Source organism: Specibacter sp. BI4 (assembly GCF_056680095.1).
The window spans coordinates 1,299,945-1,325,233 of sequence record NZ_CM155265.1 but is presented as its reverse complement, the minus strand read 5'-3'; the positions used below and the strand labels follow the sequence as shown (position 1 = coordinate 1,325,233).

At 60.4% G+C, this 25,289-nt stretch carries 23 protein-coding genes; 11 read left to right on the top strand and 12 right to left on the bottom strand.

Annotated features, from left to right (window positions below; translation table 11 throughout):
- Positions 1 to 141: 141 nt before the first annotated feature.
- Positions 142 to 678, bottom strand: coding sequence for a DinB family protein (locus AC1L6K_RS06215; protein WP_480951843.1), 537 nt, complete (start codon positions 676 to 678; stop codon positions 142 to 144).
- Between the two features lie 102 nt (positions 679 to 780).
- On the opposite strand from AC1L6K_RS06215, the gene AC1L6K_RS06210 reads away from it, so the two are divergent.
- Positions 781 to 1,185, top strand: a complete 405-nt coding sequence (locus tag AC1L6K_RS06210) for a VOC family protein (RefSeq protein WP_480951842.1) — start codon at positions 781 to 783, stop codon at positions 1,183 to 1,185.
- A gap of 111 nt (positions 1,186 to 1,296) precedes the next feature.
- Here AC1L6K_RS06210 and AC1L6K_RS06205 read toward each other — a convergent pair whose 3' ends face one another.
- Positions 1,297 to 2,184, bottom strand: a complete 888-nt coding sequence (locus AC1L6K_RS06205) for a DUF808 domain-containing protein (RefSeq protein ID WP_480951841.1) — start codon at positions 2,182 to 2,184, stop codon at positions 1,297 to 1,299.
- Between the two features lie 276 nt (positions 2,185 to 2,460).
- Here AC1L6K_RS06205 and AC1L6K_RS06200 point away from each other — a divergent pair, with 276 nt between their 5' ends.
- The gene (locus AC1L6K_RS06200; protein WP_480951840.1) at positions 2,461 to 3,501 is read left to right on the top strand and encodes an LLM class flavin-dependent oxidoreductase; all 1,041 of its coding nucleotides are present in this window, start codon (positions 2,461 to 2,463) and stop codon (positions 3,499 to 3,501) included.
- 24 nt (positions 3,502 to 3,525) lie between these two features.
- Here the strand turns inward: AC1L6K_RS06200 and AC1L6K_RS06195 are convergent, their stop codons facing one another.
- Positions 3,526 to 4,461 carry an alpha/beta hydrolase fold domain-containing protein gene (locus AC1L6K_RS06195; RefSeq protein ID WP_480951839.1) on the bottom strand — a complete coding sequence of 312 codons (936 nt, stop codon included), beginning with the start codon at positions 4,459 to 4,461 and terminating at the stop codon, positions 3,526 to 3,528.
- A 145-nt stretch (positions 4,462 to 4,606) separates the two neighbouring features.
- On the opposite strand from AC1L6K_RS06195, the gene AC1L6K_RS06190 reads away from it, so the two are divergent.
- The gene (locus AC1L6K_RS06190) at positions 4,607 to 4,996 is read left to right on the top strand and encodes a barstar family protein (protein ID WP_480951838.1); all 390 of its coding nucleotides are present in this window, start codon (positions 4,607 to 4,609) and stop codon (positions 4,994 to 4,996) included.
- A 179-nt stretch (positions 4,997 to 5,175) separates the two neighbouring features.
- Positions 5,176 to 6,033: an SDR family NAD(P)-dependent oxidoreductase gene (locus tag AC1L6K_RS06185; RefSeq protein ID WP_480951837.1), complete on the top strand. Its 858-nt coding sequence runs from the start codon at positions 5,176 to 5,178 to the stop codon at positions 6,031 to 6,033.
- Between the two features lie 28 nt (positions 6,034 to 6,061).
- Here the strand turns inward: AC1L6K_RS06185 and AC1L6K_RS06180 are convergent, their stop codons facing one another.
- Complete coding sequence (locus tag AC1L6K_RS06180; protein ID WP_480951836.1) at positions 6,062 to 6,706, bottom strand: dihydrofolate reductase family protein; 645 nt, start codon at positions 6,704 to 6,706, stop codon at positions 6,062 to 6,064.
- A 414-nt stretch (positions 6,707 to 7,120) separates the two neighbouring features.
- Here AC1L6K_RS06180 and AC1L6K_RS06175 point away from each other — a divergent pair, with 414 nt between their 5' ends.
- Positions 7,121 to 7,669 (top strand): hypothetical protein, encoded by a 549-nt coding sequence (locus AC1L6K_RS06175; RefSeq protein WP_480951835.1) that lies wholly within the window; start codon positions 7,121 to 7,123, stop codon positions 7,667 to 7,669.
- Between the two features lie 187 nt (positions 7,670 to 7,856).
- Here the strand turns inward: AC1L6K_RS06175 and AC1L6K_RS06170 are convergent, their stop codons facing one another.
- From AC1L6K_RS06170 to AC1L6K_RS06160, 3 genes are all read right to left on the bottom strand, one after another.
- On the bottom strand, positions 7,857 to 8,408 hold the full coding sequence (locus AC1L6K_RS06170; RefSeq protein WP_480951834.1) for a GNAT family N-acetyltransferase: 552 nt from the start codon (positions 8,406 to 8,408) through the stop codon (positions 7,857 to 7,859).
- 279 nt (positions 8,409 to 8,687) lie between these two features.
- Positions 8,688 to 9,353: a class I SAM-dependent methyltransferase gene (locus AC1L6K_RS06165; RefSeq protein WP_480951833.1), complete on the bottom strand. Its 666-nt coding sequence runs from the start codon at positions 9,351 to 9,353 to the stop codon at positions 8,688 to 8,690.
- Positions 9,346 to 10,272: an alpha/beta fold hydrolase gene (locus tag AC1L6K_RS06160; RefSeq protein ID WP_480951832.1), complete on the bottom strand. Its 927-nt coding sequence runs from the start codon at positions 10,270 to 10,272 to the stop codon at positions 9,346 to 9,348. The genes AC1L6K_RS06165 and AC1L6K_RS06160 overlap by 8 nt, the downstream gene beginning before the upstream one ends.
- Before the next feature lie 155 nt (positions 10,273 to 10,427).
- Here AC1L6K_RS06160 and AC1L6K_RS06155 point away from each other — a divergent pair, with 155 nt between their 5' ends.
- Genes AC1L6K_RS06155 through AC1L6K_RS06145 form a run of 3 tightly spaced genes read left to right on the top strand, consistent with a single transcriptional unit; the run spans position 10,428 to position 12,484 of the window.
- Positions 10,428 to 11,120, top strand: a complete 693-nt coding sequence (locus AC1L6K_RS06155; RefSeq protein ID WP_480951831.1) for a histidine phosphatase family protein — start codon at positions 10,428 to 10,430, stop codon at positions 11,118 to 11,120.
- 24 nt (positions 11,121 to 11,144) lie between these two features.
- Complete coding sequence (locus tag AC1L6K_RS06150) at positions 11,145 to 11,717, top strand: DUF3090 domain-containing protein (protein WP_480951830.1); 573 nt, start codon at positions 11,145 to 11,147, stop codon at positions 11,715 to 11,717.
- Positions 11,717 to 12,484 carry an SCO1664 family protein gene (locus AC1L6K_RS06145; protein ID WP_480951829.1) on the top strand — a complete coding sequence of 256 codons (768 nt, stop codon included), beginning with the start codon at positions 11,717 to 11,719 and terminating at the stop codon, positions 12,482 to 12,484. The genes AC1L6K_RS06150 and AC1L6K_RS06145 overlap by 1 nt, the downstream gene beginning before the upstream one ends.
- A gap of 266 nt (positions 12,485 to 12,750) precedes the next feature.
- Here AC1L6K_RS06145 and AC1L6K_RS06140 read toward each other — a convergent pair whose 3' ends face one another.
- Positions 12,751 to 13,821: an ankyrin repeat domain-containing protein gene (locus AC1L6K_RS06140; RefSeq protein WP_480951828.1), complete on the bottom strand. Its 1,071-nt coding sequence runs from the start codon at positions 13,819 to 13,821 to the stop codon at positions 12,751 to 12,753.
- Between the two features lie 1,336 nt (positions 13,822 to 15,157).
- Between AC1L6K_RS06140 and AC1L6K_RS06135 the strand changes: the two genes are divergently transcribed.
- On the top strand, positions 15,158 to 16,744 hold the full coding sequence (locus AC1L6K_RS06135; RefSeq protein WP_480951827.1) for an exonuclease domain-containing protein: 1,587 nt from the start codon (positions 15,158 to 15,160) through the stop codon (positions 16,742 to 16,744).
- Positions 16,745 to 16,904: 160 nt separating this feature from the next.
- On the opposite strand, the gene AC1L6K_RS06130 is transcribed toward AC1L6K_RS06135, so the two are convergent.
- A complete protein-coding gene (locus AC1L6K_RS06130; protein ID WP_480952701.1) occupies positions 16,905 to 17,882 on the bottom strand; it encodes an Abi family protein in 978 nt (325 codons plus the stop codon).
- Positions 17,883 to 18,355: 473 nt separating this feature from the next.
- Between AC1L6K_RS06130 and AC1L6K_RS06125 the strand changes: the two genes are divergently transcribed.
- Positions 18,356 to 20,686, top strand: a complete 2,331-nt coding sequence (locus AC1L6K_RS06125) for an AAA family ATPase (protein ID WP_480951826.1) — start codon at positions 18,356 to 18,358, stop codon at positions 20,684 to 20,686.
- A 96-nt stretch (positions 20,687 to 20,782) separates the two neighbouring features.
- Here AC1L6K_RS06125 and ychF read toward each other — a convergent pair whose 3' ends face one another.
- Positions 20,783 to 21,868, bottom strand: a complete 1,086-nt coding sequence (ychF, locus tag AC1L6K_RS06120; RefSeq protein WP_480951825.1) for a redox-regulated ATPase YchF — start codon at positions 21,866 to 21,868, stop codon at positions 20,783 to 20,785.
- Between the two features lie 175 nt (positions 21,869 to 22,043).
- Between ychF and AC1L6K_RS06115 the strand changes: the two genes are divergently transcribed.
- Positions 22,044 to 23,243 carry a DNA recombination protein RmuC gene (locus AC1L6K_RS06115; protein ID WP_480951824.1) on the top strand — a complete coding sequence of 400 codons (1,200 nt, stop codon included), beginning with the start codon at positions 22,044 to 22,046 and terminating at the stop codon, positions 23,241 to 23,243.
- Positions 23,244 to 23,307: 64 nt separating this feature from the next.
- On the opposite strand, the gene AC1L6K_RS06110 is transcribed toward AC1L6K_RS06115, so the two are convergent.
- Together AC1L6K_RS06110 and AC1L6K_RS06105 are read right to left on the bottom strand one after the other, a co-directional pair.
- The gene (locus AC1L6K_RS06110; protein ID WP_480951823.1) at positions 23,308 to 24,387 is read right to left on the bottom strand and encodes a 4-hydroxy-3-methylbut-2-enyl diphosphate reductase; all 1,080 of its coding nucleotides are present in this window, start codon (positions 24,385 to 24,387) and stop codon (positions 23,308 to 23,310) included.
- 10 nt (positions 24,388 to 24,397) lie between these two features.
- Positions 24,398 to 25,231, bottom strand: a complete 834-nt coding sequence (locus AC1L6K_RS06105; RefSeq protein WP_480951822.1) for a hypothetical protein — start codon at positions 25,229 to 25,231, stop codon at positions 24,398 to 24,400.
- Positions 25,232 to 25,289 lie beyond the last annotated feature (58 nt).

Below are 25,289 nucleotides of genomic sequence, written 5' to 3'. Positions count from 1 at the left end.
TGTCATCCGGGACGTCAATGGCGTCGCACAGTCCCGGGAATGGCTCTGCCTGCTACAGTACCGCAGCCATCCGGACGGGCCCCGTACCGGTGCCATGCCTGCACCGGGAACGTGAGCTTTCCCTCACGGCCGGTCGGGCACCTAATAGCCGGTGCTGCCGTCGATGCATTCGCGCAGCAGGTCCGCATGCCCCAGATGCCGCGCGTACTCTTCCAGCATGTGCGTGTAAACCCAGCGCAGGTTCAACTGCCGGCCGTGCCGGAGACCCGGCAGCGGCGCGTCGAGGTCGCCCACACCGGCCGCGTGCGTGCGGACGCGTTCGAGTTCATGGGCATAGGCAGCAACGTCGGCAAGGGCCGTGGTCTCGTCGTAGTCGGTGAAGTCAGCATCGGGGTGCTCCGAGCGGTACCGGGCAGCTTCACCGGTCCCCGCCACAACATTGGAAAACCAATAGCGTTCGACGTCGGTCAGGTGCCGGACGATCCCCGCGATCGTCATGGTGGAGGGCGGCACGGCGGCATGGCACAGCTGCCCCGCCGTCAGTCCGCCGACCTTCAGGGGCAGGGTTTCGCGGTAAAACTCCAACCACGCTTCAAGTGACTCCCGCTCCCCCGCCATGAACGGCGGACCCGTGCGGTTGTCGGCAAGTTCGGGCGTGCGTTGTTCGGCAGGGTTCATGGGCTCAACAGTTCCACACCTTGCCCGGCTGTGGCTTGATTTCGAACGGCTATTCCGGCCGGGCCCTGTTCAAATCGGCACAGTTGGGGGAAGAATGGCTGGATGGTCTTGCGCATCGAAAACCTCTCCATTGACTCCATCATGCCTGCCGAAATGGCGCAGTTCTGGGCGGAGGCGCTGGGCTGGCGGGTCATCGAGGAGGACGATGACGATGAGGTGGCGCTGGAGCCACTGCCCGGCAGCGCCGAAGCCGGGGTCGTCCCGGACATCTTGTTTTTGCGGGTGCCCGAGGAGAAGGCGGTGAAAAACCGGCTGCACCTGGACCTGCGGCCGGATGACCAGGCGGCCGAGGTTGCGCGTTTGGAGGCCCTGGGTGCCACCCGGATTGATATCGGGCAGGGCGCAGACGTGACGTGGGTGGTGATGGCAGACCCCGAGGGCAACGAATTCTGCGTCCTCCGGAACCGGGCTACCGCGGAAGGCGGTCCGGCCACGCCTGTCGGCTGAACCCCGGGCTTTCCGCCGGGAAGGCCGCGGCTTGGACGCCATTGCTCGAGGAGCGGCGTCGCGCCTGGCCGGGTGCCGCCGTCGAGCTTGGTTCAAATGACCTGGGTGGTCTTACGCTTCCGCGTGCTCGTGGCCTGGCCGTACCTTCTGGACGATGAGCATGACGCCGACGGCGGCCAGGCCGATCAACAGTCCGCCGATCGCAGATACCAGGGTGTCACCGAACCAGGTGATGACGGCGCCCAGGGGCTCCAGAGCGTGTCCAACAGTGTGGAGCAGGTCTGCGGGCCAGTGCCAGCCCACCTCGCCCAGGTTGAGGATGGCCAGGTGGCCGCCGACCCAGAGCATGGCTATTGTGCCGATGATGCTGATGACGCGGAATACGGTCGGCATGGAACGGACAATCCCCGTGCCGATCCTGCGCGTGCCGCTTTTGTCGCTGCCCTCCATCTTGATGCCGACGTCGTCGAGCTTCACCAGCAGCGCAACCGCACCGTAGACCAGCGCCGTCATCACCAGGGCGATGATCACGAGGGCACCGAGCCGCATCCAGAAGCCCATCTCCGGGTCAAGATTGGACAGTGAGATGAGCATGATCTCGGTGGAAAGAATCAGGTCTGTTCGTACGGCACCAGCAACGAGCGCCTTCTCATCGCGTGCCCCGTCGTCCTTGCTGGCGTGAACGTGGCCAAACCATTCGGTCACCTTCTCGGCACCCTCGAAGCACAGGTAGATGCCGCCGACAATCAGCAGGTACGGCAGCACCCACGGCGCAAATGCTGTCAGCAGCAGGGCCAGGGGAATGATGATGGCGAATTTGTTGATGAGCGAACCGCGGGCGATCTTGGCCACCACCGGGAGTTCGCGGGCGGGAGTCAGGCCTGCAACGTATTGCGGGGTGACGGCGGCATCATCAATTACCACGCCTGCCGATTTGGCCGACGCCTTCAATGCGGCGGTCAGAATGTCATCAACGATGGCGAGCAAGCCAACAGACATGGTGCGCTCCTTGGGTCTTGCGGTCGGTGTGGTTGAGGCGCCTCAGACCGGCTATGCCCTGATTCTCGGACACCCCAGCGAAAAGCCGCGCAAAAACATCCTAGACTGTGCCACCGAAGCCTGAGCGCATTTCTGCTGGACTCACCGCTACGCCTGAGGCCTGGTTTCGGTCCGTCGAGGACTTGAAAAGTAACTTCCCGCTCCTTTCCGGCCGCCCCGTGGGACGACGCACATATTATGAGAAACAAATGCCGTCCCTCTCCATGAAAGTAGTTCATGCCACTCTCCTCGCAGCCTTTGCGCAAGCTCGGATTCCTCACCATTGGCCTGTTTGACCCGGCAGATCCCGCAGCGGGGCACGAGTCAACTTTGCGGGTCATCGAACTGGGCGAGCAGCTTGGCTTCGACAGCGCCTGGCTGCGCCACCGGCATCTGCAGTTCGGTATCTCCTCCCCCATTGCGATCATGGCTGCGGCGAGCCAGCGCACCTCCCGGATCGAGCTGGGCACCGCGGTGACCCCCGTGGGCTGGGAAAACCCGTTGCGCTTGGCCGAGGATCTGGCCACAGTGGATCTGCTGGCTGGTGGGCGAATCAACCCGGGCCTGAGTGTTGGTGAACCAATGAACTTCGACACCGTGAAGCATCAGTTGTACCCTGATTCTGCCGGGCAGGAAGACTTCAGCTACGCACGAGTGGACCGCTTGGCCCGTTTGATTGCGGGAGAACCTGTTCGGGAATTTTCGGGTAGGCAGGGCGTCGTTGAGGAGTTTTCCAACCGCGTGGAGCCGCACTCGGCCGGCCTGCGGCAGCGACTTTGGTACGGGGCGGCCAGCGCAAAATCGGCCATCTGGGCCGGGACCAATGGGTTCAATCTGCTCTCCAGCAGCGTGATCTTCCCTGGAGCCAATCAGGTTCCGGAGTTCGCCAGCATCCAACAATCTCAGATCCGTGCTTTCCGTGAAGCCGCAGCACACTCAACTCAGGCCATTAGCGGCGCCCGGGTTTCCCAAGGCTTGGTGGTGATCCCTACCGATTCGGCGACACCTACCCAGCAGGCTAAATACCAGCGGTACGTCGAAGAACGCACGCCCCGAACGCTCACACCCCAAGGGCCACGGCGGATGTTGTTCGCCGCGGATCTCATTGGCTCCAGCGCTCAGATTGCCGAGCAGCTATATGCACACGCAGGCTTCCAGGAGGTCGATGAGGTTGCTTTCGCGCTGCCCTTCAGCTTTGACCATGAAGACTATGTCCAGATCCTCACCGATATTGCTACCAAGCTGGGCCCTGCCCTAGGTTGGGCTCCGGCGCGCTAGGGCATCATCCTTGAGGGTGATGCCTCATATGCAGGCGCCGAACATGCCGTCCGTGGGCTGCATGCTTTCCACGATGGTTCGCATGCCCTGTTCCCCGGCCCCGGTGGGAAGGAGCGCATACACATGCAATTGCCCTTCGGCCTCGTGCCACGCCATCTGGCCTCCGGCCGCTTGCACCTTGGCCCGCAAGAGGTGCGCGTCGGGGTTGAGGATGTCGCGCGTTCCGGTGAGGACTGTCAGCGGCCCAAGCCCGGACATGTCCCCGAACAACGGGCTGACCACGGGGTCTCCGATGGGGTCGGCACCGCGCCAAGCCTCCGCCAGCACACTCCCTCCGGGGCGCCCCAGCCACGGGTCGCTGGGCTGCACGACGTCGATCCGCGGGTTCTTCCAGCTGAGGTCCAAGGCAGGCGAAAGCAGCGTGGTGGAGGGAAGCACAATCCCTTGGTCGCGAAGCTCCAGGGCCACCGAGAGCGCAATCTGGCCACCGGCCGAGTCACCTGCCAGCCGCACCTCGTTGCCGGCGTCGAGTTCTGCCCTGACAAGTTCGACGACGCCGTCCCTCGCCTCGCGCGCCGTCCCAAAGGGCACGAGCGGATAGATGGGCACCACGACGCGTTGCCGTGATTCCCGCGCCACGCGAGCGGTCAGCTGCCAGTGCTGGAGCCGGATCTCATTGACCCATCCGCCGCCATGGACATACACGACCACGGATGCCTGCCCCTCTTCGGGCTGGGCTTTGTCCGCCGGCTCCACGTCATACACGGGCCATCCAAGTGGATCCGGCAACCGGCGGTCAACCCGCACACCATACAGTCGCGTCGGCGGACCAAAGGGTTCGGGGCGCAAGGTGCGCTCGCGAATACGCTGGTGTGCGCCCGCCTCGCTGACAAAAGGCCGGTTGGCGCGGGCCACTTTAAGGAACACCGGAATCAGGGATTCGGGAACACGTATGGACAAGGGGGTTCCTCTCGGCCGCGCACGCGAGCATTTTGCTCAGGATACAGCGCCCTGCAATGCGGTGGCTGGATTCACATGAGGCAAAAGCGGCAATTACGCATCGTGGTTTATTGTCATGAACAGACAAGTGGAAGGACGCCAAGCAATGAAGCAGTACCGAATCGACGGTGCCGAGGTGCACGGCATCTCAGACCTGTACGAGCAGTTCAATCGAGAGCTGATGGCCGACGAAGACTGGCGCCTCGGGCAGAGCCTGGACGGGTTCAACGACATCCTCTACCGGGTTGACGGTGAGATCCGCGAGGGTGATCCTGCTACGTTCGTCTGGATCGACCATGCCCACAGCCGTGACGCGCTCGGATTCGATGAGACCCAGCGGTGGCTGCACACCAAATTGTCACAGCCGAATTCCTTCAACCAGCAACGCATCCAGTCGGATCTCGACGAGCTGCGGAACGGACTCGGGACGACGTACTTCGAGCTCATACTCGAGATCTTCGCGGATCACCCGCTCATCGAGCTCCAGCTGCGCTGATCTGCCGACTTGCGCCGTGGAGATGGTGTGCAGCCTGTGCATTGATGGCCTGCTCCAACTCGGTGAGTCCCGCCCACGCGACAACGAGTCCGCCCGAGAGGAGCCGATACGTCTTGAAACCCCACTTATGCCCTTGCTAGCCTGACGAGACGGACCGTTTCGTTGGAGGGAACCATTCCATGACTGACTCATCACGCACTTCTCGCACCTGGCTCATCACCGGTGCGGGCCGCGGTCTCGGCCGGGCGTTTGCGCAGGCCGCCCTGGAACAAGGAGACCGCGTCATAGGAACTGTCCGTTATGCCGGAGCCATGTCGAATCTGCTGGCCGACCACCCGGACTCGGCAAGGGAAGTCCTCCTCGACGTCCGTGATGCAGCCGCAGTCGCCGCCGCCGTGGATCATGCGGCGAGTTTCTTCGGCGGCCTCGACGTTGTCGTCAATAACGCGGGCTCCGGTTTCGTCGGAGCCATCGAAGAGGTCAGTGAGCAGCAGGCCCGTGATCATCTAGACCTGAATCTGTTCGGCGCAATGTGGGTCTGTCAGGCCGCAATCCCACACCTGCGGGCCCGTGATGGTGGCGATATCGTGCAGATTTCGACAGTCGGCGCCATCGGCTCGATGCCAACGTTCGGCCTGTACAACGCGGGCAAATGGGCACTCGAAGGATTCAGCGAGGCCCTTTCCACCGAGGTCGCCCAGTTCGGGATCCACGTGACTATCGCCCAGCTCGGCGGATTCGCGACCGATTGGGCCGGTTCGAGCATGCAGTTCGCAGCCCCGAAATCGGCGTATGACGAACTTCGTACAGCCGTGTTTGGCACCGCGGAGATCCCATGGCCCGCGGTCGATCCCGATGCGCCGTCGACAGATGCCGATCCGTCGCTGGCGGCGGAGCTGCTGGTCGCCCACCTGTCAGACCCTGGCCGCCCGCTTCGGGTGCTGATCGGCGACGACGCACGTGACCATGCTGCCCTGGCGTACACCGCCCGCCGGGATTCCTACGGCGAAGGCAGTACTTTCAACTGGCCGTCATGAACAGCAACCTCTCGACGACGTGACCACTTCAGGCGCGGTCTTTCCTGTTCCACAGCTGATGCGTCAGTCCGCTGGCCGTGCTGATGGATTCGACGCTGAATCGGTCTTCCAAGCCAATAAGATGATCCCAGATCCGGACACCGGTGCCGAGCACGATCGGAACGATCACCACATGCAGAAAGTCGATGAGATCAGCCTGCAGGAATTCGCTCACTGTCGACGGCCCGCCGCCGATCCGAACGTCCATCCCACCGGCCGCTTCCTGCGCCAGACGAAGCGCTTTCTCCGGCGACGCATCTACGAAGTGGAAGCTGGTGCCGTTGGCGAATTCGAGTGTCTCACGAGGATAGTGAGTCAGGATGAACACCGGAGTGAGGAAGGGCGGCGCGTCTCCCCACCATCCTTCCCAGCCGTCGTCGGGCCAATCTCCCGACTGCGGACCGAACTTACGGCGGCCCATAATCTCCGCCCCGATACCCTGGCCCCACATGCTGAACATGGCCCGATCCACGGTCACCGGGTCGTTCATGCCTTGAATGCCATGGATGACGCGTCCGTCGAACTTGCCGAAGAGCGCCCCTGCTTCACCGATCGGCTTTTCGAGCGTTACGTCATCACCAGCCGCATACCCATCCGACGAAACGAACAGGCTGTGTACCCGCGTCCGGGCCATGGCAACTCCCTGGGTCGTTGAATTCTGGAAACGCTTGAACCCTAGCCCAGAGTGATTCCCAACTGCAATCATTTTGGAGCTCAGGTGTCCACAAAATGGCCCCAACCAGTGTGCGCGATCATCTCAGCCGCGGATCCCCTGCGCTGCGCGTTTTCCCCGAACCTGCTCAGGCCGAGTCTGCTGTGGAGGGACCGGGCCGGTCAGGCCGGCACTGACGAAGTCTGCAAGAATGAATCGTAGGGATGGCGTCGCCTCCGCTGGGCCCGACGCGCCAAACAACCGTTGAAAGCACAACCGCGAAAACTGGTATGAACTATCGATGAGAGCGAAGACAGCACTCCCATGAGGAACTCACCATGGCACAAGCAGCCATTCAAAGAATTCACCAGTTCGGATATGCACCATTCACCCAGGATGGACAAGAGCATACTCCTGCTCTTGTTGGCCTCGATCTTGCTGCCGATGGGCCTGTACTTGATCCTCAACGACCTTCCCGACACGTCGAGCGGCCGTGCACAGATCATCCTCAGTGGGACGCCTACGACCGTTGGCGCGCTGGTTCTCATCTACGGCTGCGTCGGGGTAATGACTGCGTGGATGGGCATGGCGCGCAAGGGCAGCAACGCGATCGATCTGAAGATCTCCGCTAGCGGCATCACCGTGCGGGGTGGTCACAAGATCCCCTGGGCATCCATTTCCCGCGTCACCAGCATCCGGTACGACAACATTGCCAATATTCGGCTCTTGTGGGACCGGGCCGATCTGAACCGCGCCTTCGAGCTCCGTTTCAACGATCCCCTGGACATCCCTCGGCTCAAGATGAAAGACGGTGTTCCGTGTCTGAAAATCAACGTGATCCACTATCCCGCCGTCGATTACATGCGCCTCTATGAGGCCGTCATCGCCGAGTTCGAGCACCGAGGCATTCCGGTTGACACTGAACGAAGGCTGAAGCATACGTAGCCACGTCTCGGCGCGAGCGGCTTCGACGGGAGCGAGATCGCGGATTGCGCGTTCAGTGGAGGCGTACCACTGCCCCGAGCTGCTCGACATCGCCAATGTCTCGATACTTCATGCCCGCGTGTGACTTGGTGGTCTCGACCAGACACCCGATCCCCCTGCCGGAACCAGAAGTTGAACCGGAAAGCGACTACACGTTAAAGCGGAAATCCACCGCGGTCCGTTCCTTGCGGAACATCTGCGCGACAACGACCGGCCGCACCCAGATGCGAGCCGTCGACTCCACACTGCCGGAAACGTATGCCGCCGCTTCACCGGTGGGCTTGTAGCCGAGCCTCACCCAGAATGGCTCGACCAGGTCCGCATTGGTGTCAACGATCGACAAACGGAGTGTCTGGATGCTCGGGTTCTTACCGATCAGGTCGATGACAGCCTCATGCATCATGCGACCGAGACCCTCACCATGACGGGCGCCGTCCGTGACTAGCAGGCCGATATGAGCGACAGACGCGGCGGGCCATCCGATGATGACGTCCGCGAAGGCGGCCAACTCCGGACCGTTCCACAGACCGAGATCCACCTTCTGCGAGACAGCCACATCCGGAGGCAACGCGGAGAGCACCTCGACCGCAGCTGTCGGAGTCGGCACGGAACCCTCAACACGACGCGAGTACTCCGCGTTCGACTCCAAGATGCGCTGCACAGACGCGGACTGGCTCCGGCGGATGACCTTTGCTTCCATCAAGACCTCTTAGCTGTTCGGTTCGGTCACGTTAGCAGAAGCCCTGAAGCTCATGACCATAGCGCCCCGGCTCGTGGCTGCAGACGTTGAATCTAAACCCCACTACGTTCCGGTACGGAGAACCGTCTGGACGAAGGCGGGACGTTCCGGGTACTGCAGTTCGGTCACCTTCACCATGTATTCGCGGGCCGCACGGGTCCGTCGGTTTCGATTTTGCTCTGTTGCGTCGACACGTTTGCCGTCACCTGAAAGTTGCACGATGGCTGGGCAGAAAAATGCTCAGCTACGTCTCCGGGCGAGAACTATGCCACCCGGAACCACGTCGTCTGGCCGGAAGACGGACTCGGACTCGATCTGGAAGTTGGCATCGCGCAACCAGTCAGAGATCTTGCTGGCCTGTCGAAAGTGAGTATCGACACTGATCGGCTGGCCAGTATATCCACTGGAGGCGTGCTCTGTATTGTCCCCGACGTGAAAACCGACGAGCACGTGGCCCCCGGGTCGCAGGACACGATGAAACTCTTTGATCACACCGGCCATGGCGTGGTCAGGAACGTGGATCGTGGACCAAAAGGCCACGATGCCGGCGACGGAGTGAGCGGCCAGATCGAGGTTCGTCATCGTCCCCACCTCGAAGTGCAGATCTGGGTAGGCACGCTGGGCGATGGCGACCATCGTGGGTGAGAGGTCGATCCCGAACGCTTCGGTACCTGCATCCTGAAGGTACCGCGTGACATATCCGGGGCCGCAACCTACGTCGGCCACCCGCCCGCCTCCTTCGCGCTGGACGAGTTCCACGAACACGTCCAAGTGTGCCCGCAGGTGTGGATGAGCTTCGAGCAGCCCTTGGACCTTTTCTGCGTAACCGGAGGCATCGATGTCGTACGAGGTCCGGGTATCCGTCAGCCAGGTGGGCGCGTCACGTGCCGCGTTCTTGTCACTCATCGGCGCCTGCGGCTCCGGATGTGACGGTCTCGCGATTTCTCCGCAGGTGGTCGACAAGCGCAGGTATGACGACACCCCACACCTTCGGCGGCGGCGCCTCGTGCCCCATGCCATGAACACGCAGCAACGTGGCGTGCGGAATCATGTGGGCGAGTGCCTCCCCGTGGGGCAGCGCGAATAACGGGTCCGAGTCACTGTGAATGACAAGAGTCGGCATTGTGACCGTCGACGGGTCCGCCTCGGTGTCGCCTGCAACGAGGAAGTGATTGAGCATCGAGGATTCCATGCTCTTCGTGCGGCCAAACTCGATGGTGGCGATTGCACGGATACGGTCTTCATCAAAGCCGAACGACCCCCCATAGGGGCGCTCGGCTTCGACCCGGTAATCAATGACGGTCGAGGCGACGTTCCAGTTGCTCACCACAGGGAGTTCGTTCTCCGCCGCGCCCAGGCTCACGTCAGGGAGGGGTAGCTCTCCCGCGTCACCTCCGATCGGTGACGACTCGATGAGACTGAGCGTTCGAACACGCAGCGGCTCGGTGGCACCGGCGTACTGCGCGATACCGCCACCCATCGACAGACCCACGAGATGTGCCGCGTCGATGCCGAGCGCATCAAGGATCCGAAAAGCATCGTTTGCCAAGTCAATGCCCACGTAGTCCGGTCTGCCCGGCGGGCTCGTCGTCGACACCCCGGTATCCCGCTGGTCGTACCGAATAACGTACAGTCCTTCCGCAGCGAGGATCTGACAGAAGTCCGGGGTCCACCAGTCCATGGATTGGGTGGCTCCGGCGATGCGCAAGACCGGAGGGGAACTCTTGTCGCCGAACTCGTCGACCGCCACGGAGACGCTATCGAACTCGAGGAGTTTCATGTCTAAAGCATCCGTCCCTCGACCCTGCCCGGTCAATGTGTTCATGGAGGGTGATTGAAGCGAGTCGCCACGACGGTATCTGCTGATGGCCGGCAGATCAACAGGCCACACCTGAACCGGTTGGCTCCAATTGGCCATCAGGTTGGTGACACTCGGCTTTTGGGCTGGGATCGTCGACGACGGATGGTTAGGCTGGGTGGATGGCAACAGTTATCCTCGTGCGGCACGGCCGCTCCACAGCCAATGCCACTGGACTGCTGGCCGGTCGGGCTGTCGGCGTCAGCCTGGACCAGATCGGGCAGGATCAGGCGGCCCTGACCGGAGACCGGCTCGCGCCCGTACCCCTCGTCGGGGTGGTGTCGAGCCCGCTTGAGCGTTGTCAGCAGACCGCCCAATTCATCCTCGATCGCCAGACCGGTGCGCCGTACGCGCCAGTTGATCTCGACCTCACCGAATGCGATTACGGCCAGTGGCAGGGCCGCACGCTTAGTGATCTCGCGACAGAGGATTTGTGGCCGGTTGTCCAGTCGCAACCGTCCGCCGTCGTCTTTCCAGGGGGTGAGTCCATGGCAGCGATGCAGACCCGGTCAGTGGCAGCGATTCGGCGTCACGATGCAGCATTCGAAGCCGAGCACGGGCCAGAGGCCGTGTGGGCGGCAGTCAGTCACGGTGACATCATCAAATCAATCCTCGCTGACGCTCTCGGCATGCACCTTGACATGTTCCAGCGCATCAACGTGGGCCCCGCCTCCATATCGATCGTGCGTTACGGCGCCAGTCGGCCGAACGTCTACGCCACCAACACCGATGGGGGCGATCTTTCGTGGTTGTCGAACGGCATTCACTCTGGCGATGCGCCGGTGGGCGGCGGCGCGGGGCAAAAGACGCCGTGAACCTCTTGCGCCTAGAATACTGACATGCATACACGTGTTCATGAGTTCTCCTGGCCTGATCGGGTCGTCATTGGCACCATTGGCTTTCCGGGGGCGCGCACGTTCTATCTGCAGGTGCGCGCAGGGAAGCAAGTCTTGAGTATTGCCATGGAGAAACAGCAGTCGGCTCAGCTCGCGGAGAAGATCGACGAAATTCTCGACCAGCTCATCACCGTCGAGGGCAACCCCTTCAGCATTCCCACGGGTACTCCCATTGAACTTGTCGACAATGACCCGCTCGAGGCCGTCCAGGAACAGTTTCGCACTGGGGCAATGAGCTTGGGGTGGGACCCAACCACGGCCCAGATCGTAATTGAGGCCCGCCCCGTCACCGATGACGATCCCGATGCTGATTCTGATTCCGAGGACGACGACGAATCGCTTCAGGAGGGCGGGGCCAACGAGCCCGAACTGCTGCGCGTGCGAATGCCGGTCGGCACCGCCCGTGCATTCGCCAAGCGCACCCGCGAGATCGTGGGTGCTGGACGTCCGCTGTGCCCGCTCTGCGGTTATCCCATGGACGCCGACGGACACATCTGCCCCCTTCCCGAGGCCTGATGCCAACACCGGACCTGGTGACCGCCGAGCTGACGCTCACCGGCCGCATCACGACGGCCTCAAACGCCACATTTCTTGGCAGCATCGGCGACGAGGTGGTTGTCTATAAGCCGATGGCCGGCGAAAGTCCGCTGTGGGATTTTCCGCAGGGAACGCTGGCCCACCGGGAGGTGGCCGCCTACCTGGTCTCGCAGGCCTTCGGTTGGGACGTCGTGCCTCACACTTGGCTGCGTGATGGTCCGATGGGCGAAGGAATGGTGCAGCTCTGGAAGGAGCACGACCCGGACCAAAGCGCCGTGAACCTGGTCTCGATGGACCGCGTGCCGGAGACGGGCTGGAAACAGGTTCTCGAGGGACGAGATGAGAACGGACGGATGGTCGCCCTCATTCACGAAGACTCGCCGGCGCTCCGACGCATGGCGGTGTTCGACGTCGTCGTCAACAACGCGGATCGAAAAGGCGACCACATCCTTGCCATGACGAACGGACACCGGCACGGCGTGGACCACGGACTCACCTTTCATCGTGACCACAAGCTGCGCACGGTGCTGTGGGGATGGCTGGGGGACGCTCTAACCTCCGACGAAGAAGAGGGCCTGGATCGTGTCAGTGAAGGACTGCATGGTGAGTTGGGCCGCAACTTGGCGAGCTTGCTCAGCGCCGAAGAAATCGCATCACTCGCCGCGCGCTGCGCCCAGTTGCGCTTGGCCGGACGGTTCCCGGCTCCGGGCGGAGAGATGCCGGCGGTGCCCTGGCCGCTGTTCTAAGGGAATTACGGCTGCTGGCTTCGTGGTCTGCGTCACGTTGGGTCGTCATCTACTGGCGCGTCCGCGGGGCGGATCCAACGCCAGGCAAGAACGATGCAATAAGTACTTGATCCGACTTTGGTTGCGGCCGCCATCGCAAAACGTTTCAAGGCGGCCAGGACCTACACATTGAACCTAAATTCCGCCGAGTTCCGTGACTTACAAAACATCAGACGTCGACGTCGGAGTGATCGAATGCTCCGACATGTGTGCCAAATCCGGCGACCTCAGTACACGTAGGGCACATCGCCGAGTGGCTGAGGCTCTGAGTTCCGAGCAACCCACTCGACGGCAAGCTCCGAAAAGCGATCCAGCTCAGCCTCTGTGCCTCTCCCTGCGCGTACTTCACGTGCGAGCGTGCGCGCTTCAATGAGCGCATCCGGCGAAAGTCCGGCACGGGTACTCAGCAGACTCACGGTTTTATCGACCATCGCCCGGTAATCGGCGTTCCAATTAGCCCCTCCGTTGCGGAACATCTCATCGGTTACCTTGCCACTGATCCGAATGACCTCACCCTGCTCGGTCGCTGCGGTGCCGACCCCCGCGACCAGCAGTTCCCACAGCGCTTTGTGTTGCTGTTGCCAATGGCCGGGCTCGACGACAATGGCGGCCGCGCCGTCGTGCATCACGCGCGCCCCGACAGGAGCCACGTCGAAGATCGCATATAACTCTTCCAGAGCTGACTGCGCAGCGTCGAGCTGGTCCGCGGCAAAGACCGCGCGATAGCGCTCGAACCCCTGCCCGATCCGCTCGACCGTGGTGCGCATCTGGTCCGTGATCTGGGCCCCCTGCGCAATGAGGAGGCGGGCAATGCCGACCCCGTCAGTGATGCGGCTGTTCTCGACCCGCCGGAGGGCCCTTTCCAACAGCGTTCCCGGATTCCAGCCGTCGCCCGAGACCGCTGCACCGCGTTCGGCGAGCAGGCTGGCAGCCCTCACTTTAAGCTCGATGACGGCGTTATGGTAGGCAGTACGACCGGATTTGTCGGGGGCCTCGATATCTGCCCCGAGCGACAGAAGCAGCCCAATCTGCTCGACTGGCTTCTGCATGGAACAGTGCGCGCGTTCAGCCAATGCCGTGTGACCACGAGCGTCGCAAGAATCGACGTCGAGTCCCTGATCAACGAGCCACACAATCAACTCATCGGGGCAGTCGCGAAAACCGAGGGCCGTCGACTTGGCATACCCGCCGCGCGCATCGATCTCGCAGCGATCGAAGACCGCAATGAGCTCTTCGAGCGATGCCGAGATGAGCATCTCGCCAAACTCTTTGGGGAGTGTCTTGCGCTTTCGAGCCATAAGTGCGGCGCCTTCCGTGAGCGGTCGTCATGTTCCTCGGGGCGCAGTGGTACACACCAGCGAAGTCGTTCTAACGTCCTGGGTTGCTCCCTTTCAGTCATTCTCGCACGCGGGCGGAGATCCGACAGGAGCCGAACCCGTCACGCGATGGTTCGGAGAAATCCGGACGATGCACAAGCATCTACCCCACCCACCACAAGTATGAAGAGCCCGTTCTGGAGCGTTGATCCTTGTTCGTATCTGGGTCTCAGACGTTAAAGCGGAACTCCACCACGTTCCGGTACGTAGCAACCGGTGTTGACGATTACCGTCAATTCGATGAGCATTGATGGCAAGCCAGACACGCTCCGCATGTTGCCGATGCCCTCACCCAACTTCGAGCGCAAATCAGTGGAGGCTCCGCAGGGCATCTCCAAACTCTATTCATCAGAAGGAATCGATCGTTTCATACCCCACAGGTGCAGGGTTCGAACATCGAGTGTCCCGAGATTTTGCGTTCAGACTGCCGAGTGAAGGACGTTACAACGAGCGCTTTACGTCAAACGACTTGGCAGCGATCAGTTGGAACAGTCTTCCATCATGCTTCCGTTCGTCAATCTACTAGATGCATACTGAGAAAATGAGCCAACTAAATGAGCCGCTCCCCACACTCCTCGATCAAGTCTCAGGAGGAACAGATGTGACCTACGGTGACCTAGCCTTGATAGGTGCAGCACTATTGACAACAGTGACGTCAGTGGCCCAGCTCGGCTGGGCTTCGCCTGGAAGTAGCCTTGATTACAGTTCTAAAGTGTCGGAGTCTCACCACATGATCGTGCGCGATTTCATCGCGTGGACATCCCACCGAAAGTCCCTTGCTGATGGATGCGAAGAGCGACTACGCGCCTTCGTTGACGATAGTGGTTGGACGAGGCACGTCTTAAATCAAATGAGTAAAAATTTAGGCTTCTAGAACTAAAATTAGTTACTCGCGAAACGCTTTCAGCAATTTGTTCTGGAGCGACTACCAGTCACGCCTCATATCGCCATTACATGTCAACGTCGCGACTCCAAGCAGCCAGGCCCTACGGTCCGGGTTCTAGCTCGCTGCAACGGCTTGATCTAGCCAAAACCCCATCGAATCAAAAATGCCCGAGATGCATGAAGCATCCCGAGCATTTCACTAGCTGTTCGAGCGTAACTAGACGTTGAACCTAAATTCAACGACGTCGCCGCACAGAGAAACGTCTCGCCGAAGCCATAGAGACGAATATCTGACCAAGTCCAGTGCGGAGCCGGTCCGACCAGTACCGTAGTGTACGACGCATATGGTTGAAATTCTTTAGGAGTAGGTCCCATGCTCGATTTCACTGCAGTCGATTTTGAAACGGCTAACTCGTTTCGTGGTTCTCCATGTTCGGTCGGGCTTGTAAGAGTCCGTGACGGACGGGCAGTAGACAAGCAACACTGGCTGATCCGCCCGCCGGAAGGCGCTGATTGGTTCGACGACTGGAACACAGCGATTCACGGGATCACTGCTGAGATGGTGACCAACGCTCCTCGCTGGAAGGAAGTGCTGCCGCAGATCGTCAACTTCATCGGTGACGACGTGGCTGTGGCCCACAACGCAGGCTTCGACATCGGAGTCATCCGCTACGCCTGCGAGGTGGACAACATCGAGTGGCCCGAAATGCGCTTCCTTTGCAGCCTCGTTATGGCCCGTCGAACCCTAGCGCTCCCGACCTATCGACTGCCTTTTGTGGCCGCGTCACTGGGCTTCGAGTTGGAAAACCACCACGACGCCCTAGCGGACGCGAACGCTGTGGTCGAGATCGTCGCAAGGCTCGCAACGCAGCGGGAAGTCACCGACGTCGCTAGCCTCGCTGCGGCCGTGGGTGTCCACCTCGGGCGCGTGGGCAGTGGCATCCACCGCGGCTGCGTCGCGAACGGCGCTGGCGACCGCGGATTCACCCCCATCGAAGTCAACGCGGACGCCGACCCGAGTGGTTACCTACACGGTCGCGTTGTGGTCTTCACGGGGGCGCTCATGTCAATGACGCGGGATGTAGCCCGGCAGGAATGCGCCAAAGTCGGCGCGATCCCCGAGGAGAACACTACGAAACGAACCAACGTCCTGGTAGTTGGAGATATCAACCCTGCGGCGCTGCGCCCGGGATCGGACGTCACGGGCAAGACGCGAAAGGCGTTCGAATTGCAGGACAAGGGTCAGAAGATAGAGGTGATGACGGAGGATGACTTTCTCCGCTGCCTCGACGGCAACCGTCTTGACGGCGCTGAGGTCCTTCTCGACGATAGCTGCCGGCAGACCGCGGAGGCGGAGCCGCACCCTGCGATTTCCGCTCCGAAGCGCGGACGAAGCTCTCAGTCGACCATGCGACAGCCACCGGAGCAACCAAACCCAGCGAGGGCCCCGAAACCACTGCGCAGGACTCCGGTCCCCACCGATCAAGCCTGCTCGGTCGAGGACTGCGAGACTGTAGCCGCGTTCAAAACTCGGAAGAAGCCGACTTGGTGCGCGGTCCACATCGAAGACATTCAACGCATCGGCGGGCTCCGCCCGCTGGAATCCTTTACGCATCCCGACGACTGGCAGCTGACAGAGTGCATGAACTGTGCGGTGCAAGCGCATTACCGCTTTAATTACACGCTGGAGAAGAACAGCTGGAGCGAGCCGACCTGCCGTGCCTGCTACTGGCGCAAGTGGGCCAAAAAAGCAAGGGGAGATTGGGCTGAGCTCACTCCAGCGACCTTCGAGGAAACCAAAACATACGTCGACGGACACGGATTCGACTACCTCGGAGCACTCACCGCACCGTCATTAAGCGACGATCCGCACCTCACGAAGTGCCGTCGCTGTGGGAAGATCAGCGCCCAGAGACTCGGAGACATTGGTTTCGGATGTACCTGCCAACCCCGAAACTAATTGCTCCGACTCACCGTCGGACTTGCATCGAGGGGCCGCGCACTTCGACCTTAACTATCCTCGTCGAGCACTGGCGCACGCGGCACAAAACACAATTCCACTACACATTGAATCTAGATTCCACCACGTTCCGTCGCTGAGGAGCATCTGCGGTAGTGCGTCAGACGAAGTGTCGACTCCAGAACGGATCGTTCGCCCAAGACTCAGGGATGCCCATCCCTGAGCGGTTCATCTGAGGTCGATCGCTTACGAGTTCGTGAAGCCTCCGCGCCCAACTGCTGCGCGGCGACACTGTGTCGAGCACGGACTGGAGCGATACAAGAACCGGATACAGACGCTTCCTAGACCGATCGGGAAGAGCCTTGGAAGTCGCGAGCCACGAAACTTTGGGCGACGTCGGGATCACCGGGTACACACCGAGGCCGACGTTCCACAGTCGCCCATGGTGCGCACAAACGTTTCGCACCCTAACGTAAGTCCGTAGCCAAGACTCCATCACTGGCGCAGTCAGGCCAATGCTAGTGGCGACTGCGGTCTTGTCCAACCTTCGGCTTAAGTTGGTGATCATGTTGTCCAGTTGACCGAGTGTGAGCGTCTCCACCATGAGCCAGGACGGCGGTAGTTCGGGAGATCTATAGGTCGTCAGGTAGTGTTCCAACGCCGATCGATGATTGAGTGAACCATCTTCGGATTCAGGCTGCCCAGTGAGGCGTGCATCAGAGGTCTCGCGGATGATCTTGAGCAGTCTGTCGTGCTTACTTCGGTCGCGGAAGTGTGATGCGTCAAGATACCAGTGCGAATCCCCGTAGGTCGTCGACATATGGTCTGTGAGCGCCGCGCGTACCGCAACCTCAACCCGTTCTAACGCATCCATCACCAGCAGCCGCAGCGCCCGATCGAATACATAGAGACCCAGCACGTCGTCGAACGTCGTTCCATCACGGAACACGTGATCAGGCCGGCCTATCTGGAAAGGGATCATGTACGGCGAAAGTCGGTAGTACCCGATGTGCCGTAGGTATCTTCTCGCACGCTCCATGTCTGGGATTTCCAGACCGCGCGCGGCTAGGCGTCCGGCCAGTTCGCCAAGATTCAGTGGCGGCTTGTCATAGCGGAGAGTGCCACGAGGCCGCGGCATTCGAGGCATTTGCGTTCCCCTGACCCGAGATAGAAAAATCCCCCAAGTGCGCATCGTGGAGAGGCGTGGGGGATATAGTGGGTTGAGCATATCACGAGCGGCCGCCAGTGGGACGGCCAAGCATCGGATCAGAGCTCAACTACACATTGAATCTAAACTCCACCGCGTTCCGGCACGTAGCAACCTCAGCTTATGACCCTCGTATCCTGCCACCCCGAAATGATGACTAGAGTCAGAAGCCCTGGGAACACGTCGCTACAAAAGAGTACCGGGCACGCATTAGGAATCTTCGAAAAAGTAATCTGGCTGCTGACTTGCGTTTCAAGGACACTCGCCAAAATCGTACTTCGCCCCACATGCCTTGCACCGCAACGCGCCGACGAATTCAGACACACCCTCCCGTGTGAGGTTGCCGACCATATAGTGTCCTGTAAAGGGCCGTCGCTGCAAGGCACTACTACGGTCCAGTTGCAATGTCGACTGAAGCGGCAAGAATATCAATGGGGGAAATCGTGGAAATCGGGTCAATCGCCGTCCAGGCCGACTACTGCTTCGGAGAGCAGCCGCTACGTCTCGGTGACCTCAAGAAGGTCAACTTCATTTTCGCGCCGAATGGTGCAGGCAAGTCAACAATCTCAAGCATGCTGGCCCGACAGCCTGTCGATGCGGCCCAAAGAGCGACTTGGGATGTCGCACGTACGGATCTTCCGATTCGAGTGTTCAACGAGGCTTACCGATCACGAGTCCTCACCGAGCGTGTGAATGGCATATTCACCATGGGAGACACGTCAAAGACGATCAATGACCAAATCGACGCCCTGAAAGACGAAATCAGGGATCGCACCGTCAATCGCGACAAGTGGCGCGAAGAGATTGGCTCGGGTTCCGGCGAGAACGCCGCAAATGGCCTGCTTGGAGAGATAGAAAGCTACCGAGTTGCGGCTCGCGACTCGATCTTTAGTGCTCACAAAGATATTGACGAATCTGTAATTCCTATAGTTTTCGAGGGATATCGAAACAGTCGAGACAAGTTCTTTGACGAGGCGCGCAAACGTTTCGGCGAGATGCAATCCTTGAACTCAGATGTTAACTGGGAACCGATCAAGACTCGTGCCCGAAGCCTAGGCAGTGGCAAAAAGATACGAGTGAGGCTGCCCGACATTACAACGGTCAGTTTGATATCTGCGGACGATGTCGCCGAAGTTGCCAGCAGGAGCTCGCACGGGCAAGGCGGAAAGTTCGCAGAACTAATCCAGCATCTAAAGAACGAAGACTGGGTTAGTAAGGGTCGAGATTACGTAGATGAAGCGCAGGGAAAGTGCCCGTTTTGTCAGAACCAAGCACCTGCAGGTCTCGAACACGACCTAGCTCAGTATTTCGAGGGCGGGTTCGATGCTGCACTTCAAGGTTCGATCAAGATTGAAAGCGCCGTAAAAGTTATCGCCGCAAAGCTTGAGGGTGAGATCTCTGCATTAGAAGTTGCGTTGAGCGGGGACACAGAAGTCGGTGAAGAGGATTTCAGCTCTGTGATCTCGCGTGTTCGCGAGGCCGCGAAGCTCCTCCTATCTGAACTGCGAGAGAGAAGCGCACACCCGACACAGCCGATCGCAGTTTCTGATGTAGATGCGGTTGTATCTGAACTTGCGAAGCTCGTTGATGCTGAGAATGAAAAGATTGAGCAACATAACCAGATCGTTGAAAATGCCGGTGTCGAGCGCGCCAAACTCGTCAACGACGGGTGGGTAGCCTTCCTGTCCGGAACCGCCGTTAGCATAGAGATGAAAAAGTTCAACGGGTTTGATTCAAGAAAGCAAAAGGTCATCACGGGGCTGCGGACCAAAATTTCGGCAAGCGAGCAAGAGGACAATCTAGCAAATCCGAAGATAGACGACCTTCAAAAAGCTATTTCCAACACGAGCGATGTCGCCGATAAGATCAACAAGCTACTCACAGCGATGGGGTTCCACCGCTTCCGCCTAAGCAGCGCCGGTGAATCCAGCGGTGGCTATCGAATAGTTCGCGAAGATGACACCCCTGCATTTGATTCTCTCTCCGAAGGTGAGAAGTCCTTCATCTGCTTCGCCTACTTTTGGGAATCGCTCTTCGGTAGCGAAGTGGCCAGCGGTGTACCTGAAGATGTTGTGGCAGTAATCGACGATCCGATCTCGAGTCTAGACAGTGACGCCCTTTTCATGATCGCTGCGTACATCCGCGACGCCGCGAATCTAGCCCTAAAGGGAACTACTAACCTCCGCCAGCTCATTGTCTTGACGCACAACACACAATTTCATCATGAGGCGGCCTACACTTCAGATCGGAACTCGCGAGAACGCCGCTATTTCAGGCTTGTGAAGGATCTGAGCGGGTTTACGACAGTCCGTGACGACAAAAATGAATCCAAGATCCGTGGCAGCTACGCCCTACTCTGGCATTCGGTTGTCGAAGCTGCGCGAACCGAAGACGAGTCAGATTTGGTACGGGTTGGCGTATTCAACATCGTCAGACGAATCCTCGAAGGGTACTTCAAGACGATAGGAAACGTAAAGGATTTTGATCGGCTCAAAGACGTATCGCCGACCGAAGAGAGAATGGTCTCCCAATTTCATATCTGGGCCAACTCGGGATCGCACACCATCGCGGACGACCTAGACCAGACGATCGATGTCGGACGCACTAAAGACTTTCTCAGGCTGTTCAAACAGTTTTTCGATATTCAGCGCCATGGGGCTCACTTCGACATGATGGTGGCAGCAAGCGGTGGTGAGAGTCTCTTGAAGCCGGATCAGTTGTTCGCTCGGTTGTGAAAATGCTGACCTGCTTTAGCATCCAATGAAGTAAACAGAAATGCCCGGAATGCAATAGCATTCCGGGCATTTCTTACGCTCTACACCGAGGCGGTCTTAGACATTAAATCTAAATTCCACCACGTCGCCGTCGTGCATGACGTATTCCTTGCCTTCAATGCGGACCTTGCCCTTGGCCTTCGCCTCCTGCATGGAGCCGGCCTCCATGAGGTCGTCGAAGTGGACAACCTCGGCCTTGATGAAGCCGCGTTGGAAGTCGGTGTGGATGACGCCCGCGGCCTGCGGTGCGGTATCGCCCTGGCGGATGGTCCAGGCGCGTGTTTCCTTGGGGCCGGCGGTCAGGTATGTCTGGAGGCCAAGGGTGTGGAACCCAACGCGGGCCAGCTGGTCCAGGCCTGATTCTTCCTGCCCGTTCATCTCCAGCATTTCGCGGGCTTCTTCTTCGTCAAGTTCAACGAGGTCAGCCTCGAGCTTGGCGTCCAGGAAGATGGCGTCGGCCGGAGCCACCAGCGCACGCAGCTCTTCCTGACGCTCCGGGTTGCCCAGCACGGCGTCATCGACGTTGAAGACGTAGATAAACGGTTTGGCCGTCAGCAGGCTCAATTCCTGCAGGTGCTCCAGCTCAAGCTTGTCGCTCTTGATGGAGGAGAATATGGTGTCGCCGCGCTCAAGGACCACAAGAGCTGCCTTGATGGCGTCCAATTCAGCGGCCGAGCGCTGCTTGAGCTTGACGGCCTTTTCGATGCGCGGGATGGCCTTTTCTACAGTCTGCATATCGGCAAGGATCAGCTCGGTGTTGATGGTCTCCATGTCGGAGATGGGATCCACCTTGCCGTCCACGTGGATCACATCGGGGTCATCAAAGACACGGATGACCTGGGCGATGGCCTCAGCTTCGCGGATGGTGGCCAGGAACTTGTTGCCCAGTCCCTCACCTTCCGAAGCGCCCTTGACGATGCCAGCAATGTCCACGAAGGTCACGACGGCCGGGAGCAGGCGCGCGGATCCGAAGACCTTCGCGAGTTGCGCCAAGCGGGGATCGGGCAGGCTGACGACGCCAACATTGGGCTCGATGGTGGCGAACGGGTAGTTCGCCGCGAGCACGTTGTTGCGCGTCAGTGCGTTGAAAAGAGTTGATTTGCCGACGTTGGGCAGTCCGACGATGCCAATAGTAAGAGCCACGGTATGTGATTCTACCGGTTATGCACTGCTCGTGCCGCCCCAACTGGTTTGGGTCCCGCTGGTGGCTCCGCATACACCGTCGCAGCTCCAGCATTTGCCGCGGCCAGAAGCATGCAAACACCCGGGCGGTGGAGCTGAATCCCGGAATGTCAGTGCCTCGTGCGAAAGTGGTCCCATGAATGGAATCGGATGGCTTGTAGCCGTATTGATGTTGTTGGTCGGGGCTGTGCTCGGCGCTGCCGCGGTGGCGTGGGTGCTGCTGGGCAAGTTGCGCGGGGCCAGCGAGGAGGCGGATGCCGCCCATGAACGGGCTGCTTCACTGAATACCAGTTTTGCGGCGGCCGACGCAGAACGCAGGGTGCTTGCCTCGCAGAACCACGCCCTGGCAGCACAGCAGGGCTCTGATTCAAATGTGTTGCAGGCGCTGGGCCCGGTCTCGGAGAAGCTCAGTGCCGTCCAGCGTCAGGTCGCCTTGCTGGAACGCGACCGCGTCGAGCAGTACGGACAGCTCGCCGAACAGCTCCGCGAGGCCAAGGACGCTGACGCCAAATTACTGGCCACCACGTCCTCGCTGGCGTCGGCATTGAGGTCAAACAGCGCACGCGGAAAGTGGGGCGAAGTCCAGCTGCGCCGTGTGGTGGAGGCTGCCGGCATGCTGGCGCACGTTGATTTTGAGGAGCAGGTCCACACAGCCACTGACGACGGCGTCCATCGCCCCGACATGGTGGTCCGGCTGCCCGGCGGCAAGGAACTGGTGCTGGATGCCAAGGTGCCGTTGACATCGTTCCTCAACGCGCACGACGCCGGCACTCCGGAAGGCGTTGAATCGCAGCAGCACCTGGCCCGCCACGCAAAGGCCGTCAAGGCCCACATTGATGCCTTGGCCGGCAAGCAGTACTGGGCGTCGGCGACGAACTCCCCTGAACTTGTGATTTGTTTTGTCCCGGTGGAGTCCATCCTGTCCGCAGCGTTGCTGGCCGATCCGGGGCTCCTGGACTATGCAATGTCCAAGAACGTGGTGCTGGCATCGCCCATCTCTCTCATGGCCATCTTGAAGTCCGTGGCCTTCAGCTGGCGCCAGGAGGTGCTGACCGAAAGTGCCAAGGAACTCTTTGAACTGTCGGCCCAGCTCTACACGCGGTTGGGGACCATGGGGGAAGCTGTTTCAGCTGTGGGGGTGTCGCTTAAAACGAGTGTTGACCGCTACAACAAACTGGTGGGGACGCTGGAAGCCAGGGTGCTGCCCACGGCCCGCAAGCTCAATGCCTTGGATCCGAAATCGCTGGAGTCCCCCGCACAGGTGGAGGCTGTGCCGCGAATTCTTACGGCCCCTGAACTCAACGAGACGGCCGGGGAACTCGACGCCGCGAGCTGACCGCGGACAGCAGAATGGCCCGGACCACGCGGTCCGGGCCATTCTGCTGGTGAAAACGGGGAAATCAACGCAGATTTGAGCTTTTGATGCCCTTGTAGCTGGGATCGCCGGCGGCCTTCATGGTCGCACGCAGTTCCTTCGGCAGGGAGAACAAGATGTCCTCTTCGGCCGTCACCACTTCTGCAACATCGCCGTAACCGTATTCCGCCAGGAGGTGCAGCACATCCTGGACCAGGATTTCGGGCACGGATGCACCACTTGTCACGCCGACGGAGGCCACGCCTTCAAACCAGGCCTCGTCAATTTCGTTGGCAAAGTCGACGCGGTGTGAGGCCTTGGCCCCGTATTCAAGGGCCACCTCCACCAAACGGACGGAGTTCGATGAGTTTGCCGAGCCCACCACAATGACCAGGTCCGCCTGCGGGGCGATCTCCTTGATGGCCGACTGGCGGTTGGTGGTGGCGTAGCAAATGTCGTCGCTGGGTGGGTTCTGCAACTTGGGGAACCGCTCGCGGAGAATGTCTACGATCTCCATGGTCTCGTCGACGGACAGCGTGGTCTGGGAAAGCCAGATCAGGCGGTCGGGGTCCGCAACCTGAACGGTCCGAGCCTCTTCCGGATTGTTCACGATGGTGGTGCTTTCCGGTGCTTCACCGTAGGTGCCTTCCACTTCCTCGTGGCCTTCGTGGCCAATCAGGAGGATGTGGTTTTCTTCCCTGGCAAAGCGGACTGCTTCCTTGTGCACCTTGGTCACGAGGGGGCAGGTGGCATCGATGGTGCGCAGGCCGCGGTCGGCTGCCGACTGGACCACGGCAGGCGAGACGCCATGGGCGGAAAAGACAACCAGCTCACCCTCGGGGACTTCATCGTTTTCCTCCACGAAAATGGCGCCCCGGGCTTCCAGGGATGAAACCACGTGGACATTGTGCACAATCTGCTTGCGCACATAGACGGGTGCGCCGTGGTGTTCGAGTGCCTTCTCCACGGCAATGACGGCGCGGTCGACTCCGGCGCAATATCCGCGCGGAGCCGCGAGAAGGACCCGCTTTTCCCCTGTCACCGGAGCGGCTGCAGCCACCTCTTCGGGCGACCTGCGACGGCGCGGAACGACGGGCATGGGAACGGAAACGGCAGTGGTGCTCATACCCACCATCCTACGTGGTGCGCCTGCCCTTAACCATGAGAGCTGCGACACCGACCAAGGCCACCACACCGGCGGCAACAAATGTGGCGTTGATGCCGCCCTGCCAGCTCTGCCTTGCCAGGGCACCCAACTCCACACCGAACTGCTGCGCCGCCTCGGGCCCCACCGCAAGGTTGGCCAGGACGGTTTCGACAAGGCCGGATGCCAGCAGCCACAGCAACGCCACCACGGCCAGCCCGACCCCGGCGAAGAAAACTGTCGCTGCCCGCCGTCGTGCCACGACCACTGCAAGGACCAGAAGGCCGACGGCGAGGAACGCCAACCAGCCGCCCCAGCCTGCCAGCGTGGACACCGCGGGCAGCAGTTTGGCGGCCTCCGGCTGCTCAAGGCTGACAACGACGTCGTCGGGCGTGGGCAGGGTGACGCCGATGTCCGTGCCGACGCTTGCTGCTATTAAGCCAACCAGCGGGGCGACGTCGACCAGGATGTCACCTTGAATGTCCTCGTTGCCAGCCGCGTCAAAGGTCAGTTTGTGGCTGCGCCGGAGCGTCTCACTCCAGGCCTGTGCATAACCGGGATCCGTGTAGATGTTGCGCGCCTTGGAACTGATGACGGCGGCGGCGAGGTCATTGAGCTGGGCCGGCAAATCAAGTGACGACGTCGCCTGGTCGGCTGCCATGGCCGAAAGCCCCTCCTGGAACGACTTGTTGCTGCCCAGGGGGCCGGCCAGCTCCACAAACCCTGCCTGGTCAACGACATTTCTTTGCATCCACAGGGCAGGTCCGGCCACAGCTGCAACCAACAGCGCCACAATGACCAGAAGAGCAGAAGCAGCAGTACGCATGAACCATCCCAAAAACACAAGTAATTCCCGACAATGAAGTCCAACAATAGTGCATGCC